The sequence below is a fragment of the Acetivibrio straminisolvens JCM 21531 genome, from assembly GCF_000521465.1.
Lineage (GTDB): Bacteria > Bacillota > Clostridia > Acetivibrionales > Acetivibrionaceae > Hungateiclostridium > Hungateiclostridium straminisolvens.
Genome location: NZ_BAVR01000050.1, coordinates 11,446 through 27,568, shown reverse-complemented (window position 1 = coordinate 27,568; position 16,123 = coordinate 11,446). Strand labels below are relative to the sequence as shown.

At 31.2% G+C, this 16,123-nt stretch carries 22 protein-coding genes; all 22 read left to right on the top strand.

What is annotated here, in order from left to right:
- Window positions 1-172 precede the first annotated feature (172 nt).
- The 22 genes from loaP (at window position 173) to JCM21531_RS12700 (ending at window position 16,101) form a co-directional block, all read left to right on the top strand.
- Window positions 173-757, top strand: coding sequence for an antiterminator LoaP (gene loaP, locus JCM21531_RS12785; protein WP_054847105.1), 585 nt, complete (start codon window positions 173-175; stop codon window positions 755-757).
- A 90-nt stretch (window positions 758-847) separates the two neighbouring features.
- Window positions 848-1,321, top strand: coding sequence for a PssD/Cps14F family polysaccharide biosynthesis glycosyltransferase (gene pssD, locus JCM21531_RS12780; protein ID WP_038290463.1), 474 nt, complete (start codon window positions 848-850; stop codon window positions 1,319-1,321).
- Window positions 1,322-1,331: 10 nt separating this feature from the next.
- A complete protein-coding gene (gene pssE, locus JCM21531_RS12775) occupies window positions 1,332-1,796 on the top strand; it encodes a PssE/Cps14G family polysaccharide biosynthesis glycosyltransferase (protein WP_038290461.1) in 465 nt (154 codons plus the stop codon).
- Between the two features lie 58 nt (window positions 1,797-1,854).
- Complete coding sequence (locus JCM21531_RS12770; RefSeq protein WP_279379060.1) at window positions 1,855-2,634, top strand: glycosyltransferase family 4 protein; 780 nt, start codon at window positions 1,855-1,857, stop codon at window positions 2,632-2,634.
- Window positions 2,635-2,647: 13 nt separating this feature from the next.
- The gene (locus JCM21531_RS23905; RefSeq protein ID WP_279379059.1) at window positions 2,648-2,917 is read left to right on the top strand and encodes a glycosyltransferase; all 270 of its coding nucleotides are present in this window, start codon (window positions 2,648-2,650) and stop codon (window positions 2,915-2,917) included.
- A gap of 30 nt (window positions 2,918-2,947) precedes the next feature.
- A complete protein-coding gene (locus tag JCM21531_RS18690; protein ID WP_117407256.1) occupies window positions 2,948-3,085 on the top strand; it encodes a glycosyltransferase family protein in 138 nt (45 codons plus the stop codon).
- A 408-nt stretch (window positions 3,086-3,493) separates the two neighbouring features.
- Complete coding sequence (locus JCM21531_RS18995; protein WP_157833683.1) at window positions 3,494-3,631, top strand: hypothetical protein; 138 nt, start codon at window positions 3,494-3,496, stop codon at window positions 3,629-3,631.
- A 26-nt stretch (window positions 3,632-3,657) separates the two neighbouring features.
- A complete protein-coding gene (locus tag JCM21531_RS12765) occupies window positions 3,658-4,545 on the top strand; it encodes an ATP-grasp fold amidoligase family protein (protein WP_094184800.1) in 888 nt (295 codons plus the stop codon).
- Window positions 4,546-4,550: 5 nt separating this feature from the next.
- Window positions 4,551-5,615, top strand: a complete 1,065-nt coding sequence (locus tag JCM21531_RS12760) for a glycosyltransferase family 4 protein (RefSeq protein ID WP_038290460.1) — start codon at window positions 4,551-4,553, stop codon at window positions 5,613-5,615.
- A gap of 4 nt (window positions 5,616-5,619) precedes the next feature.
- On the top strand, window positions 5,620-6,159 hold the full coding sequence (locus tag JCM21531_RS17890; protein WP_054847103.1) for a polysaccharide pyruvyl transferase family protein: 540 nt from the start codon (window positions 5,620-5,622) through the stop codon (window positions 6,157-6,159).
- 106 nt (window positions 6,160-6,265) lie between these two features.
- On the top strand, window positions 6,266-6,784 hold the full coding sequence (locus JCM21531_RS17885) for a polysaccharide pyruvyl transferase family protein (protein WP_054847102.1): 519 nt from the start codon (window positions 6,266-6,268) through the stop codon (window positions 6,782-6,784).
- A gap of 3 nt (window positions 6,785-6,787) precedes the next feature.
- Entirely contained in the window at window positions 6,788-7,546 is a 759-nt protein-coding gene (locus JCM21531_RS12750) for a 4Fe-4S dicluster domain-containing protein (RefSeq protein WP_038290458.1), read from the top strand.
- 71 nt (window positions 7,547-7,617) lie between these two features.
- Complete coding sequence (locus tag JCM21531_RS12745; protein WP_038290456.1) at window positions 7,618-8,001, top strand: hypothetical protein; 384 nt, start codon at window positions 7,618-7,620, stop codon at window positions 7,999-8,001.
- Window positions 8,002-8,301: 300 nt separating this feature from the next.
- Complete coding sequence (locus JCM21531_RS12740) at window positions 8,302-8,826, top strand: hypothetical protein (protein WP_131464492.1); 525 nt, start codon at window positions 8,302-8,304, stop codon at window positions 8,824-8,826.
- Between the two features lie 35 nt (window positions 8,827-8,861).
- The gene (locus JCM21531_RS12735; protein ID WP_038290453.1) at window positions 8,862-9,455 is read left to right on the top strand and encodes a hypothetical protein; all 594 of its coding nucleotides are present in this window, start codon (window positions 8,862-8,864) and stop codon (window positions 9,453-9,455) included.
- Between the two features lie 52 nt (window positions 9,456-9,507).
- On the top strand, window positions 9,508-10,449 hold the full coding sequence (locus JCM21531_RS12730) for a glycosyltransferase family 2 protein (protein WP_038290452.1): 942 nt from the start codon (window positions 9,508-9,510) through the stop codon (window positions 10,447-10,449).
- Between the two features lie 38 nt (window positions 10,450-10,487).
- Window positions 10,488-11,639, top strand: a complete 1,152-nt coding sequence (locus JCM21531_RS12725) for a polysaccharide pyruvyl transferase family protein (RefSeq protein ID WP_038290451.1) — start codon at window positions 10,488-10,490, stop codon at window positions 11,637-11,639.
- 57 nt (window positions 11,640-11,696) lie between these two features.
- Entirely contained in the window at window positions 11,697-11,888 is a 192-nt protein-coding gene (locus JCM21531_RS12720) for a hypothetical protein (protein ID WP_038290450.1), read from the top strand.
- Between the two features lie 5 nt (window positions 11,889-11,893).
- Window positions 11,894-13,135 carry a lipopolysaccharide biosynthesis protein gene (locus tag JCM21531_RS12715; RefSeq protein ID WP_131464486.1) on the top strand — a complete coding sequence of 414 codons (1,242 nt, stop codon included), beginning with the start codon at window positions 11,894-11,896 and terminating at the stop codon, window positions 13,133-13,135.
- An 88-nt stretch (window positions 13,136-13,223) separates the two neighbouring features.
- Complete coding sequence (locus JCM21531_RS12710; protein WP_054847101.1) at window positions 13,224-14,192, top strand: Coenzyme F420 hydrogenase/dehydrogenase, beta subunit C-terminal domain; 969 nt, start codon at window positions 13,224-13,226, stop codon at window positions 14,190-14,192.
- A gap of 135 nt (window positions 14,193-14,327) precedes the next feature.
- Window positions 14,328-14,531 (top strand): NADH-quinone oxidoreductase subunit I, encoded by a 204-nt coding sequence (locus JCM21531_RS12705; RefSeq protein ID WP_038290446.1) that lies wholly within the window; start codon window positions 14,328-14,330, stop codon window positions 14,529-14,531.
- A 244-nt stretch (window positions 14,532-14,775) separates the two neighbouring features.
- Window positions 14,776-16,101, top strand: a complete 1,326-nt coding sequence (locus tag JCM21531_RS12700; RefSeq protein ID WP_038290444.1) for a UDP-glucose dehydrogenase family protein — start codon at window positions 14,776-14,778, stop codon at window positions 16,099-16,101.
- Window positions 16,102-16,123: the final 22 nt, after the last annotated feature.

Here is a 16,123-nt window from a genome sequence, read left to right as displayed (position 1 = left end):
ATTTGTATTATATGGGTCGTTTTACCTGAAGCACCTATTGATAGTTAATCGTTGGAGGGGCACGTTATCTATCAATAGGGAATATACATTGGGAGTTATTGTAGCTTATTAGACTTATAAGTGACTGCGTGAAGCTATACGTATCAGAATATAGCAGTGAGAGGATAGGTCTATGCATTGGTATGTACTTTTCATAAAGTCTGGTAAGGAGAGGAAAGTAGAGCAGTATATAAAAAAGGAGCTAAATAACGGTATTTTTGTACCTTTTATTCCATTACAAGAAATACTGTTCAGAAAAGCGGGAATTGTGAAAAAGGAAATAAGGCCTTTGTTTCCCGGATATGTGTTTGTTGAGTCAATCTTACCGGGACATGAATTTTTAGAAGAAATAAATCATTTGATAAATAAGTCCGGTGATATTATAAGTCTATTAAGATATTCAGATACAGAAATTGCCATGAGGGAATCTGAAAGGCAGAGATTGCTGAGTCTGTGTAATAACGATTATTGTATTGAGGCATCATACGGCATTATTGAAGGTGATAAAATACGTATTTTTGACGGACCGTTAAAAGGTATGGAAAGTATTGTTAGAAGGATAAATAGGCATAAGAGGCAAGCGCTAATTGAATTGGAGATAATGGGAGATGTCAGAATGGTAACAGTAGCTTTGGAAATTGTTAAAAAGGTTTCAGATAATAGCAATTTTGATGATACAAAGAGAGACGAGATAATTTTGAGCAAAGTTCAACTTTAGAACTATGGATGAGTTTCTGAAGATATTTATTAAACGGTATTGCAAGCTTTATGAGAATAGTTTAATTAAAATAGAAGGAAGTATTTATGTATGAGTAAGATTAAAAAAATGAAATTGTGTTTTGCAGCATCTTCAGGTGGTCATTTTGAACAATTGATGATGCTTAAACCTTTGATGGATAAATATGATAGTTTTATAGTTACAGAGAGAACATCATATTCAATAGATACTAAGGGAATTAAAGCATATTTTTTGAAACAAGTTAATAGGAAGCAGAAAACGGTTTTACTTCGCTTATTGCTTAATGCATTTGTCTCAATATTGTTTTTTTTAAAGGAAAGACCAGATGCTATTATTTGTACCGGTGTTTTGGCGGTACTTCCCATGTGCATTATTTGCAAAATGTTTGGGAAGAAGGTTATTTATATTGAGTCTTTTGCAAAAGTAACCTCTGCAACCGAAAGCGGAAAATTAGCTTATAAGTTTGCAGATCAGTTTTATGTTCAGTGGGAAAGTATGCTTGAAGTATATCCGAATGCTATTTATCTTGGAGGTATTTATTAGGGGGAACATTATGATTTTTGTAACAGTTGGTTCTCAAAAGTTTCAATTTAATAGATTATTACAAAAGATCGATGAATTGATTGAGAACGGAATCATTAAAGAGAAAGTGTATGCACAGATTGGTGTAAGCGATTATGTACCAAGATTTTATGAATATACGAATTTTATGAATTCGGACTCTTTTTCAGAGATGGAAAGTAAAGCATGCATTCTTATTACACATGGTGGCACTGGAACTATTATTAGAGCAGTGAAGAAAGGGAAGAAAGTTATTGCAGTACCGAGATTAGCCAAGTATGGTGAACATGTTGATGATCATCAATTGCAATTATTACGTCAGTTTGATGATATGAAAATTATAAAAGCCTGCTATGATTTGGAGAATTTAGCGGAAATATATAAGGATATTCAGAATATTGTGCCTATACCATATAAGTCTAATACGAACAGAATTATTGAAGGAATAGAAAATTAATTGGCGAATTAAAAAAGAGGGATTGATTTGAGTTATCACTGAATAAGGGGAAATTAAAATGAAAATTTTAGTTGTAGGACCGAGCGACACAATGTCTAAAGGCGGTATGGCTACGGTCATCAGTGATATCAGAAATAGTGAAATTTTAAATAATAAATATGATATAGATATATTTGGTTCTTATATTGATGGAAACATTATAACCAGGATATTTTATTGCATATATGCTTATCTAAAATTTTTGACTTGCTGCAAAAAGTATGATTTATTTCATATTCACACAGCTTGTTATGGAAGTACTTTTAGAAAAGCATATTATTTAAAAACTATAAAAAAAGCCGGGAAAAAAGGTATTGTCCATATCCATGGAGCAGAATTTATGGTTTTCTATGAAAAATTAAATGATGCGAAAAAGCGAAAGGTTATTGATTTTCTGAAAAGTGCAGATTTGGTGTTAGCTTTGTCAGAGGAGTGGAAGAAAAAATTTGAGGAAACTCTCCGTATTAATAATTGTAAAGTATTAAATAATGGAATTGACACGAATAAATATAAAAGTGCTATTTCTGATATGAGTCAAAATAAAAATTCATTTTTATTGTTAGGAAGACTTGGCAAAAGAAAAGGTGCATTTGATCTGGTTAAAGCTGTAGAAATTGCAGTTAATAAAAATCCTGCTATAAAAGTTTATATGGCAGGGGATGGTGAAGTTGACAAAGTAAAGGCAATGGTAGAAGAAAAAAGACTCGAAAACAATATTGAAGTTGTTGGATGGGTTGATTTTTCAAAAAAAGTGGAGCTGTTAAAAAAAAGTTTCTACACTTGTATTGCCTTCATATAACGAAGGACTTCCAATGTCTATTCTTGAAGGAATGGCTGCGGGAAAAGCTATTATTAGTACGAATGTTGGGGCTATTCCTGAAGTTGTAAATGATGATAATGGTATTATTATACAGCCTGGTGATGTGCATGCTCTGGCTGAAGCATTAGTAAAATGTAGTAGCGATGAAAAAATGTTATGCGAAATGTCAAAAAATAATATTGCTAAAATTGAAATGACATTTAGTGTGAGGAAGATGCATGAAATTTTATTAGAGTATTATAAGCAGGTAATGGAGCTATGAAAAAAACAAAACTAGGTTTATACTTTTGGTATGACGCTAAAAAGAAATTATCAGCTAATTACTTGTCTGGCAAAAAAGTTGATTTATATTGAGGTGTTTGCGAAAGTGACATCATCAAGTGAGACAGGAAAATTGCTGTACAAGTATCTGGATAGGTCTTATGTTTAATGGAAGACTATGTATGCTGGAAGTATATCCGAAAGCAATATATATTTTGAGTTAATAGATTGAAGGAGTAAGAAATTAAATTTTGAATATTAGGATCACATAAGTTACAATTTAGTCGCATATTAAGAATGATAGATGAACTTATTCAAAAAGGCGAAATAATAGAACAAGTGGCTGGGCAAAGGGGGCAAGAAATTATGTTCCCTATAATTATTAGTATAAATATTATTTAAATAGAGATGAGTTTGAAGCGTAGATAAGTAAAGCAGATATGACAATTGCTCATGGTGGAATAGGAGTAATAATTAGCGCAGCAAAAAAGAAAAAAGTTTTGCTGTTCCACGCTTGACTAGATATGGGTAACATGTCGATGACCATCAGTTACAGTTGATTGAGGAGTTTGCAAATATGAATTTGATTTGTCTATGTGAGAACCTTGAGGAACTAGAAAAAGCTATTGTAGAGGAGAAGATAAGCAGTCACCAAGCATATACATTTGATATAAATAAAGTTATTAAGTCTTTAGCTGAATTTTTGTGGCAGTAATAACAATTTGGAGGAAAATAGTGAGAATGAATACAGTGGTGAAAAATATCCTTTTAACACCTTTTAATATTTTATATAGAATTAATCCGAGTTTAAATTTGAAATTATTATTTTTGATTAAATGTCATTACAGATTAAATTTGCAACATCCGGTAACTTATAATGAAAAATTACAGTGGATAAAACTTTATGAACGCAATCCGATAATGCCTAAATGTGCAGACAAATACACTGTAAGGCAATACGTTGAAAGTAGAGGCTGTGGGAATATATTAAATGAATTAATTTGGCAAGGTTTTAATCCGGAAGATATTCCATTTGATAGTCTTCCGAAACGTTGTGTGATAAAAGTAACACATGGTTCTACTTTTAATATTATTTGTAAAGATATTACCACTTTGAATCGGGCAAAAACAATTTCTATGTTAAAGCGGTGGTTAAAAGTAAAGTTTTTACCTTGTTATGGAGAATGGTTTTATGGCATTGAACGCCCTAGGATAATTGTTGAAAAGTATTTGCAAAATAGTGCAGATGATGACAGGCTAGACGATTATAAAGTTTACTGTTTTAATGGAATCCCAAGATATATTAGCGTAGATTCAGGTAGAAATACTAGAAAGCACTATAAAAATATTTATAATACCAAATGGGAATTGCAAAAAGATTATCGAATGGCGTATCCATGTAATAATATTGAACAACCTGCACCAAAGTGTTTGGAAGAAATGCTTAAATATGCGGAAATTTTGTCTGCTGATTTTTATCACGCAAGAGTGGATTTTTATGTAGTTGATGATAAACCTGTATTTGGAGAAATAACATTTACAAATAGTGCTGGTTTTGGAAAAGTATTGCCATATGAATTTGAAAAAGCTATGGGCGATTACTTGAAATTACCATGTGATAATAGGTGATTTTAATGAAGATATTAGTTATAGGTCCAAGTCCAAATAAATCAAAAGGTGGTATGGCAACTGTAATTGGTGGCATACAAAAAGATGATTCTTTGAATCATAAATTTGATATTGATATTTTTGAGTCTTATATAGATGCCAATAAAATTGTGAAATTTTTTTATTCCTTGTGGGCATATTTGAAATTTCGAAAGGTGTATGATAAATATGATTTATTTCATATTCATATGGCTTCATATGGTAGTACCTTTAGAAAGGCAAAATATGTTCATTTTTTAAAAAAACATAACAAGAAAGTGATTATACATATTCACGGCGCGTCTTTTATGGTTTTTTATAAAAAACAAAGTGAAGAAAAGAAAAGGTATATTCGTGATTTACTTAATAGCGTAGAGATGGTTATTGCGTTATCTGATAAATGGCAAGAAACATTTAGAAAGGAATTTGGTATTGAAAATTGTGTTGTTTTGAATAATGGAATTGATACAGATATTTATTTAGATGCAATAGTAGAGCCTGAGAAATTTCAGAAATGTTTTCTTTTTTTAGGACGCTTAGGACAACGTAAAGGAACATATGATTTGGTCAATGCTATAGAGCGGGTTGTGAAGGTAATTCCTGACTTAAAATGTTATTTTGCTGGCGATGGAGAAGTTAATAAATTTAGAAAGATAGTTTATGAGCGTAAACTTGAAAAAAATATAGAGATTGTTGGATGGGTTGATTTTGACCGGAAAATAGAGTTGCTTAAAAAAGTTTCAACTGTAGTTCTTCCATCTTATAATGAAGGATTACCAATGGCAATTTTAGAAGGAATGGCTTGCGGAAAAGCAATAATTAGTACTGCAGTCGGAGCTATTCCGGAGGTCGTTAAATCTGAAAATGGTATTATTATTGAACCGGGAGATATAGAAGGATTGGAAAAAGCGTTGTTACGTTGTTGTCAAGATTCAAATATGATGGGAAAAATGTCAAAGGAAAATATTGAAAAAATTTCTACAAGTTTTAGTATAAAAAAAATGCACGAGAAACTTGAAACATATTATAATCAAGTACTAAAGGGTGTGTAATTAGATGAAAAAAATTGGGCTTTGTGTTTGTTACGATACTAAAAATTATGGTAGTCAATTACAAGTGTTGGCGACTTTGAAGAAAATTGAAGAACTAGGATATGATTATGAAATTATTCGTTATAAGAAAAAACTTACCCCTTTATTCTTATTGCAATCGTTACCACGTTTGATAAATCCTTATTTTTTAAAAAGCAAACTGAATAAAATCAAGAAAAGAAAATTAATTTCAAAATATCCAGATGTTCGGGAAAAAGTTAGTATTCGCAATAAGCGTTTTGATGAATTTGTGCAGAAGTATTTTTCTAAATTGTCTCAAGAATATTATGGATATCGAGCATTAGTAAAAGGTACACAGAATTATGATTTATTTTTAGTTGGCAGTGATCAGCTATGGTTGCCTAATAATATGGGAAGCAAGTTTTATAATCTTTTGTTTGTGCCGGATAGATATCCTAAAATTGCATATGCAACAAGTTTTGGAGTATCTCGTATTCCTTGGTATCAGAAAAATAGAACCAAAAAAATTTTTGAAGCGGTTTAACTATCTTAGTTCTCGTGAATTAAGAGGGGCTCAAATTATAAAAAGATTTAATTGGAAAAGAAGTAAAAACAGTTGTAGATCCTACATTATTGTTTTCTAATGATGAATGGTTAAACTTTATTCCGGAGCAAAAAGTGATTCAAGACAAATATATATTTTGTTATTTTTAGGTACGAATATCAACCATAGAAAAATTGCATCGGAGTTAAGCAAAGAAACAGGTCTAAAAATTGCAACAATTCCATTTTTGGATAATTTTGTAAAATATGATTTGGACTTTGGAGATTATCAATTATACGATATTGACGCAATGGATTTCGTTAATTTGATTCGCAATGCAGAATATGTATTAACTGATTCGTTTCACGGTACTGTGTTTTCGATATTGAATCATAAGAAATTTATTATTTTAAATCGTTACGACGACAACAGCAAGAATTCTAGAAATTCTAGAATAGATAGTTTGTGTAATCTTCTGGGGTTGTCAGAGCGCCGATATAATCCAGAACAAGATATTGTAGCATCGATAAATAAAGAAATTAATTATACAATTGTTAATCAAAAACTAAATGAGCTGCGTGAGGATTCTTTACAATACTTAACTGATGCGCTGAGGAAGGTGTAAATTATGATTATAATTAATGATAAAAAGAAGTGTAGTGGATGTACAGCATGTTATAGTGTGTGTCCTCAGCGCTGTATAGAAATGAGACAAGATGATGAAGGGTTTTATTATCCTGAAATTGATACAACTAAGTGTATCAACTGTGGTTTATGTAATGAGATATGTCCCATTTCAGGAAAGCAGTTGCCTGGCTTCGAATGCGCTGAGATCTTTGCTTGTCAAAACCGGAATGATAATATTAGGAAAATTAGTACGAGTGGAGGAATTTTTGCAGCTATAGCATCCAAGATCTTAAATATGGGGGGCAGCGTTTGGGCTGTTGGGTTTGACAAAGATTTGACTGTAATACATAAAAAGGCTACTTCTCTTTCTGAGATGGATGATATGTATGGTTCAAAGTATGTACAGTCAGAATTAAGGGAAACATTTAATGAAATTAAGCAAGAGCTTAAGAAGAACGAAAAACCTTTGCTTTTTGTCGGAACACCTTGTCAGGTAGAAGGTTTATTGCATTATGTTGGAACTGACAACGGAAATTTATTTACTATTGATTTAGTTTGCTACGGAGTACCATCTCCTAAATTATATAAAAAGTGGATTGAAACAATTGAAAGAAAACATAAGAAAAAAATAAAATGTGTATATTTTAGAGATAAAAAATATGGTTATGCAGGAGTTAATATAAAAATTGTTTTTACTGATGATTCTTTTTTGGAAGATAGAATTGAAGTAATTTTTGCAAAACAATGTTCTCTCATATAGGGTTAAGACCGTCTTGTTATGAATGTCCTTTTAGAGGCCGAAAAAGAAAATGCGATTTTACATTAGGGGACTTGTGGGAAATTGGAGACTATAGTACAGATATGGATGATAATAAAGGTACAACAAAATTGCAAATATACTCCGAAAAGGGAATGAGTTTGTTTGAAGCAATACGTACAGACTTGATTGTTTGTCATATGGAGAGTCTTGTTGGTGACAGATTGATAGAAAAGTTAGATAGAGAAAAATATAGCATTAGTATGCCGGCAAAAAGAGAAATGTTTTTTAAAGACTCAAATATTATGGATTACGAAGAGTTAATAGACAAATATTTACCTACATCAATAAAAGAGCAGCTGGCAATTTGGTTAAAACCTGTAATATTGAAAACTCCAATTTCAGAATCTTTTTTTAGAGCGTTGAAGAAATTAAAGGCAAAACGCTTTTCGCGTTGAAGTGTATTCTTTTTAGTTTGCGTGTAAAATACACGAAAGTTTTAATAATGATAGAAAAGGTTGGTAATATAGATGCTATATTTAATCTGCATTATGACTTTGGCATTATCTGCATATTATATGTGGACAATATGTAGAGTGCGTGTTGGACCCGTAAGATGGATATACTTTGAAATAATATATAATTGTTTTATCAAATTTCTAATAGGTAATTTAGGGTTACCTTCAGCTCTGAATTATGTTTCGGATTTGATTTTAATAATTATAGTTTTTTACTATTTTTATTACAAGAAAAGTGGTATGAAAATTACTATACCATCAAGTTTAAAATGGGTAATAGGAATATATTTTGTGATAACATTACTTTCATATTTTGTAAATTTATATTCCCCATTATTATATATTTGGGGATTTAGAAATAATATGAGATTTTTAATTTTTGCGATGATGTGTGCAGTATTTTTAAAAAGAAGAGATATATACACTTTTTTAGATATTCTTTTTGGGTATTTTATTTTGAATATTTTTGTTGTAACATATCAGTTCTTTTTTAAGGGATATAATTACAATGCTATCGGTGACTTTATATCAGGTTTATATGCTGCGGGAGAAAAAAGAGGAGGTAATTCTGCATTAAATTGGTTGTTATGTATAATATGTGCTGCAGCAATTATACAGTATTTCAATAAAGAAAAATCAATATGGTATTTAATTGTGGCTATAGCAGGTTCAACTTATATGGCGACATTAAGTGAATTAAAAGTTTTTTTCATTGAAATAATAGTTATTTCAGTTGTATGTATTTGTGTAAGCAAAAGTCGCTAAGATTAACTATATTTTTGATGTTGAGTGTTGTCGCGTTGTATGCTGGAATTCAAGTGATTTATATTTTATTTCCGAATTTTAATAGATTCTTCACGCTTGAGACGATATTGGCATATGCAACAAATGAATCTGGATATATCGGCGATGGAAGTATAAATCGGCTAACAGCTATAAGATATGTCTTTAGAAACTTTTTGACATCAATTTCCGAAAGACTAATAGGAATCGGTTTTGGAAACTCAGAGTATTCAAGTTACTCCTTTTTTACGTCGCAATTCTATTTAAGAAATAGTTGGACAGCATACCAATGGTTTTATGGACCAATTATTTTGGTAGAAACAGGAATACTAGGGCTTTTTTCTTTCATATTAATCATTGTTAATTATTTGTATAGAAATGTTAAACTAAAAATCGAAAATATTAAGGATAATTCTCTAAGAAGCATATCACTTATTGTCGGGATATTGAGTTTAGCGATGTTATTTTACAATCAATCTATGAAGCTTGAAACTGCTGGGTATATGGTTCAGCTATTTTTGTGTTTTCCATATATTTTAGAGAAGAAAGAAGATTTTTGCAGTTGTCAGAAATCTATTGTAAAAACTAAAGTTAGATTCATTTTAAAATAATTAAGATGATTTGATTGAGGAGTATATATTTATCAATTGGGAGTGACACAAAGTGGATAAAATTAAAATATCTATTATAGTACCTGTGTATAATGGTGATCAATTTGTTGAGGCATGCTGCGAACAGTTACAACGACAAACACTTAAAGAAATTGAGATTATATTTATTAATGATGGTTCAATAGATAATACGGGTAATATTTGCGATCAATTGGTAAAGAAATATAATAATTGTAGAGTATTTCATCAAGAAAACAAAGGTGTTTCTGCTGCTAGAAACTTGGGAATTAATATGGCCACAGGAGAGTACGTTGGTTTTGTTGATGTAGATGATCAATATGATAATGATATGTTTGAAGTATTATACACTCTTGCAAAGAAATATGATGCTGATATAGCATGTTTGGACAAGGTTGGCCCACAAAATCAAACTACTGTTTGGTATAATAATATTGATGCAATACGAGAATTATTAAAGGGTAATATATCCATAAGTTCTTGTAACAAAATATATAGAAGAAGTTTATATCCCGATTTTTGCTTTCCTGAAGGAATAAAGATTTACGAAGATTGTCATACAGTATATAATGCTTTAAAGCTTTCAAAATGTATAGTCTGTCAGCATGTTCAGAAGTATCATTATATTCACAGAGAAAATTCAAGCAGTAGAGTACCATTTGAAAAAAAGCTTTTCGATGCTATAGATGTCATTGATACTATATATGAGGATATTAACAATAATTACCCAATGCTCAGAGAGGAAGCGGAGGCCAAAAAAGCGAATGTTTACTTAAGAATATCGAAAATATATTATTTACGAGGGAAACCAAAAGAGCATTTACCTAGAATTCTGTCAATGAAGAAATATTTATCTTCTTTATCTGGAAGTCAAATTCATAGTTATATGAAAATCAAAAACAGAATTAGGTATTATTTGTATATTTTTTGCTTTCCTCTTTTTTATATACTTACAAAATCAATTGACAGGCAATAAAATTAAACCATCTATTTGATTAAACATAAATGAGAGGGATGAGTAAAGAATTGAAAATACTGATAATAACATACAGCAGAACCAAAAACTATGGAGGGATTCTGCAAGCATATGGTTTATATAGGCATTTAGAAAAAATGGGTCAAGATGTGAAGTTTATTGACTATATTCCTGTAAGATGCAATTTTTACAACAAAAAACAGTTTGTAAATTGTATTACCAGTAAAAGTAAAATATGGGGTATTAATAGAATATCAAAATGGTTGTGGGGGCTCTTAATTTATCCTCGAGTAGTTAAAGAATATGCTCCATTTCTAGACTTTATGGATTCAAGAGTAAAGTTTACTCGAAAGTACTATAGTTATGAAGAACTGCTTGAAGATACACCACAGGCAGACATTTATATTACGGGAAGCGATCAAGTATGGAATAGTGATTTTATTGAGAATAATAATTTGGATTTACCATTTTATTTAGAATTTGTAGATGATACGAAAAAGAAAATATCTTATGCGTCTAGTTTTGGAAAAGATACTATACCTCCTCAAAATGTCAAGCTTGTAGAAAAAATGCTAAAACGATATAATGACATTTCTGTGCGTGAGCAAAGCGGCATGGATATATTAAGCAAAATGCAGATTAAGAGCACAGTTGTAGTTGATCCTACAATTTTGTGTGATGTTAGTGAGTGGGATGCTATTGCTTCCGAAAGAAAAATGAACCAAGATTATATATTATTGTACCAAGTAAGATTTAACAAAAATGTCTATAGAATAGCAAAAAAGATTGCCAAAAAAAGAAATCAAAAACTTATTATAATTACACTTGATTATAAAGATAAATTTAGGGCTCTATGTGACTGTGTTTTAGTAGCACCATCAATACCAGACTGGCTATCGTACATTAAATATGCTAACGTTGTTATTACAGATTCATTTCATGCTTCAGTCTTTTCGATTTTATTCAAGAGAAAGTTTATTGTTAGTGGTGTTGCCAGAAAAGGAATGTCTACAAGAATTCATAATTTATTGAATATGTTAGAATTACAAAATCAAGAATTGAAAGATTTTAGTGTTGATGATGCAGAAAGAATATTGCAAAGTGATGTAGAGTGGGAAAAATGTTATAGTTTACTAAATAAGCAAAAACATTATTCTGCAAAATGGCTTGAACAAGCTATAAATAAATAGTACTATTAATTAACAATATTATTTTTGATATTTACGGATGGATAGGATGTAGATTTTATGGGTGAAAATGAAAATAAGAAAGCTCAAAGTAAAGCTTTAATTATAGGTACAATTATTTATGCTATAGGAAATTTTGGAACTAAATTCTTAAGTTTCCTTATAGTTCCCTTATATACATATTATATAGAACCTTCGGATTTGGGAGATTATGATCTTCTGATTTCAACTGTAAGTTATTATCACCTTTGATTACAATGAAAATTTCCGATGCAGCATATAGATGGATTATTAGAGATAAAAATAATGAAATTCCATGCATTTCAGCATCATACCAATTACTTTTAAGAAATTGCATATGTGTTTCAATAGTTTTATTACTGATTAACCACTTTATTCCTATTTGGAATTGCTATTATTTTATAGCTATTTTAGTTTTGGATCGTATTTTGGAATGTATTCAGAAATTGCTGAGAGGGTTAAAAAACCAGAAATTGTTTGCGTTTTCCGGAATATTTTATACTGGTGTATTTGTAAGCCTGAACTTAGTGAAAATATGTTATTTCAAACAAGGAGTGGTAGCACTACTTCAAAGCACTATTATTAGCAAAAGTGTTACTATTTTTCTTATTTTATTACTAGAAAAAAGACTAAGAAAAATTCAACTTGGGAAAAACTTTGGAAGCCTTCAAAAAGAAATGTTGAAATATTCGATTCCACTTGTACCGTCAAATCTAAGTTGGTGGGTTATGGGTTCATCGGATAGGTATATAATCAGATGGATTTTAGGAAGCGCATCTAATGGAATTTATGCTGTAGCTTATAAATTTCCATCAGTATTGTCTACAATATTTGTAATGTTTAATAATGCCTGGACCGATCAAGCTTTGGCTGATCTTGATAAAAGTAGAGAATCTGAAGAGTATGCTTCTAAAGTATTTCAGATTTATTACAGAATCTCATTTGGTTTTGTATTTGTTTTAATACCGGCGACTAAAGTTATTGCTCAAATTATTCTAAGCCAACGATACAAAATGGCATCAGTATACATTGCTTTTTTGTATTTAGGAACAATATTTCAGGGATTTTCCTCATTCTTTAGTGTAGGTTATTTGCATCAGAAAAAAACAGGTGGAACTGCTACTACAAGTATCTATGGTGCAATTGCAAACATAATAGTTCATATTGCCTTAATTAAATTTATCGGTTTATTTGCAGCGGCATTCTCTACATTCGTTGGTTTCTTTATAATGTGGATTTTTCGTGTAAATGATACAAAAGAATCATTTCCTATTAGAATTAATAAGAAAAGATTTGGATTTTATCTTTTAGTTGCCATGTTCCTATCATTATGTACTATTTGGAGTAGCATTCAAATTGATATTTTACTAACTGTTATTATGATAGTCTTTTTTATTATTGATAATAGAGTTCTTATTATGGAAATGAAGAATAAAATATTGACAAATATAAAATTAAAACGAAAAAAAATAGCGTAGAAATCTGAACTAAAAACATAATGCTATTATAAATTTTGATAACGTTTTACCAATGCTTTAATTTACTCAGAATCTGGAGGATAAATATATGCCAAAATGTGCATATGCTTGTTACAATAAAAATGAAGAGGTTAGAATGAGTAGCTCTTCTGGTGGAATCTACTCGTTATTAGCAGAAAAAATATTAGAAGACGGTGGAGAGGTTTTTGCAGCTTGTTATGATAGAAATCTGGAGGTATCGTACCGAAAAATTAATTCAATTGATGAATTACCTGATAGCCGAGGGTCGAAATATGTTGCTTCTCATATGGGTAATGTGTTTCAAGATGTTTTGGATAGTCTGCAGAAAGGCATAAAGGTTCTCTTTGTGGGTACACCATGCCAGTGTGAAGGATTGATGTCTTTTTTGGGAAAAAGATATGATAATTTGGTATGTGTCGATTTTATATGTCATGGTATTCCAGGGCGGATACCGTGGAGGAAATATCTTGAATCAATGAAGAATAGAGGAAGTGAATTGGTTGGTATAAATATGCGTGACAAAACCTCCGGATGGTCGAAAGGGAAGTTCTGTTGGAAGATGACGGATAATTTTGGTAACACTACATTTCAACCGCAATCTGAGAACTTTTTTATGAAAGGCTTTATTGCCAATATTTACTTGCGGCCATCATGTTATAATTGCCAGTTTAAAGGAATAGAACGGAAAACAGATTTTACATTGGGAGATTATTGGGGTGTGTGGAACATACAGCCTGAAATGGATGATAATAAAGGCATTTCCTTAGTCTTGGTTCATTCACAAAAGGGACAGAAGTTGTTTGACAGCGTATCAAGCTCTATTGTTTATACAAATGCTTTTTTGGATAAAGCAATTAAGTACAATTCTCCTATTCTTAGTTCGGTAAAATGTTCAGACAATAGGAAAGTTTTCTATAAAAGGATTAATGAAGGTGAAGATTTTATTAAAATTATGGAAGACTTAACAAGGATTTCTTTTAAAGATAAGTTGAAAATCAGGATTAAAAGGAGTATAAAAAATATTCAAAATTTTTAATTATTAAATACTTTTAAGAATATAGATGATTTAAAAGAATGATACGAAAAGATGTTGATTTGGGTTGAATATATGAGTTTCCAATTATTACGACCTTATGATTAATCAAATAAGCATATTAAGGAGTAAAATCGTATGAAAGAAATACCTATATTGTACGAAAGAAAAGAATTATGTTGTGGATGCACAGCATGTTACTCTATATGCCCGAAAAATGCTATTAAAATGCTCGAAGACGAAGAAGGATTTGACTATCCTATTATTGAGAGTACTAAATGCATAATGTGCTATAAATGTATAAAGGTATGTCCGATTAAGCGTAAAACAGATATAAAATAGTAAATTTAATATAAAAATAGAAGGGAATGCAATTTGTAAAGGAACTTAAAAACAATAATTCATTCAAGATGAGATAATTGAAGGAAAAGATTTTTTTGTAGTAATGGGATTGGAATATGGGTGACATTGGGGGATTTTATGTTAAGTGTTTTATTAATTGATATTCCCAAATAAAAAGAAATAGTATATTATATTATAGAAGTTGTAAATTAAGTAAATATAAGTAGACAAGGATGGGATGAGCATGATACCAAGAGTTGCTATGTTTGGTACTGGTTATGTTGGGCTTGTATCCGGGGTGTGTATAGCCGATTTTGGCGTAAATGTTATTTGTGTTGATGTTAATAAAGAAAAGATTGACGGACTCAACAACGGAAAGATTCCTATTTATGAGCCCGGTCTTGATGTTTTTCTTGAAAGGAATATGAAAGCAGGAAGGATACAGTTTACTACTGATGCAAAAAAGGCAATACAAGAGTCTAATGTTTTGTTTATTGCTGTAGGCACACCGCCGAAGGAGAACGGAGAGGCTGACATGCAATATGTATATGCTGTTGCCGAAACCATCGGAGAGTATATGAACGAATACAAGGTTGTAGTTGATAAAAGTACAGTGCCTGTTGGAACAGGTCAGATTGTAAAAAAGATAATAGCCGATAAGCTTAAGGAAAGAGGAGTCGAATATTCGTTTGATGTTGTGTCAAATCCCGAATTTCTTCGTGAAGGAAAAGCCCTTTACGATTTCACTCATCCTGACAGAGTTGTTATAGGCGTTGAAAGTGAAGAGGTTGCAGACATAATGAAGAAGGTATACAGACCTTTGTATATTAATGAAACTCCCTTTATAATAACTAACATTGAAACTGCAGAAATGATTAAGTATGCATGCAATGCGTTTCTTGCAACAAAAATAACTTTTATAAATGAAATTGCAAACCTTTGTGAAAAGGTGGGGGCAAATGTTCAGCAAGTATCAACGGCCATGGGAAGAGATGGAAGGATAAGTCCGAAGTTTCTGCATGCAGGTCCGGGTTTTGGAGGAAGCTGCTTCCCCAAGGATACACAGGCTCTTGTGCAGATAGCTGAAAAACATGGTGTTCACATGTCTGTGGTAAGCGCGGTAATACAGGCAAACCAGCGGCAGAAAAAGATGGTGGTTAAAAAACTGGAAAAGGTTGCAGGAGATTTAAAGGGTAAGACAATAGGTATTCTTGGCCTTGCGTTTAAGCCTGAGACAGATGACATGAGGGATGCTCCATCATTGACAGTAATATCTGACTTGGCCGAGAAGGGAGCTAAAATCAAAGCTTATGACCCTCAGGCTATGGAAGAGGCAAAAAAAGTTCTTAAAAAATATGCCGACAGTATTAATTATTGTAAGCATGCCTATGATGTTGCCGAGGGTGCGGATGCCTTGATTATTATTACAGAATGGCATGAGTTCCGCAATATGGATTTGACGCTCCTTAAGAAAATAATGAAAGGAAATATCTTCTACGATGCGAGGAATATCTATTCAAGAAAGGATATAGAAGAAAAAGGCTTTGTGTTTATAGGTACGGGAATTTAAATCTTTAAAATTTAGAAGAAAG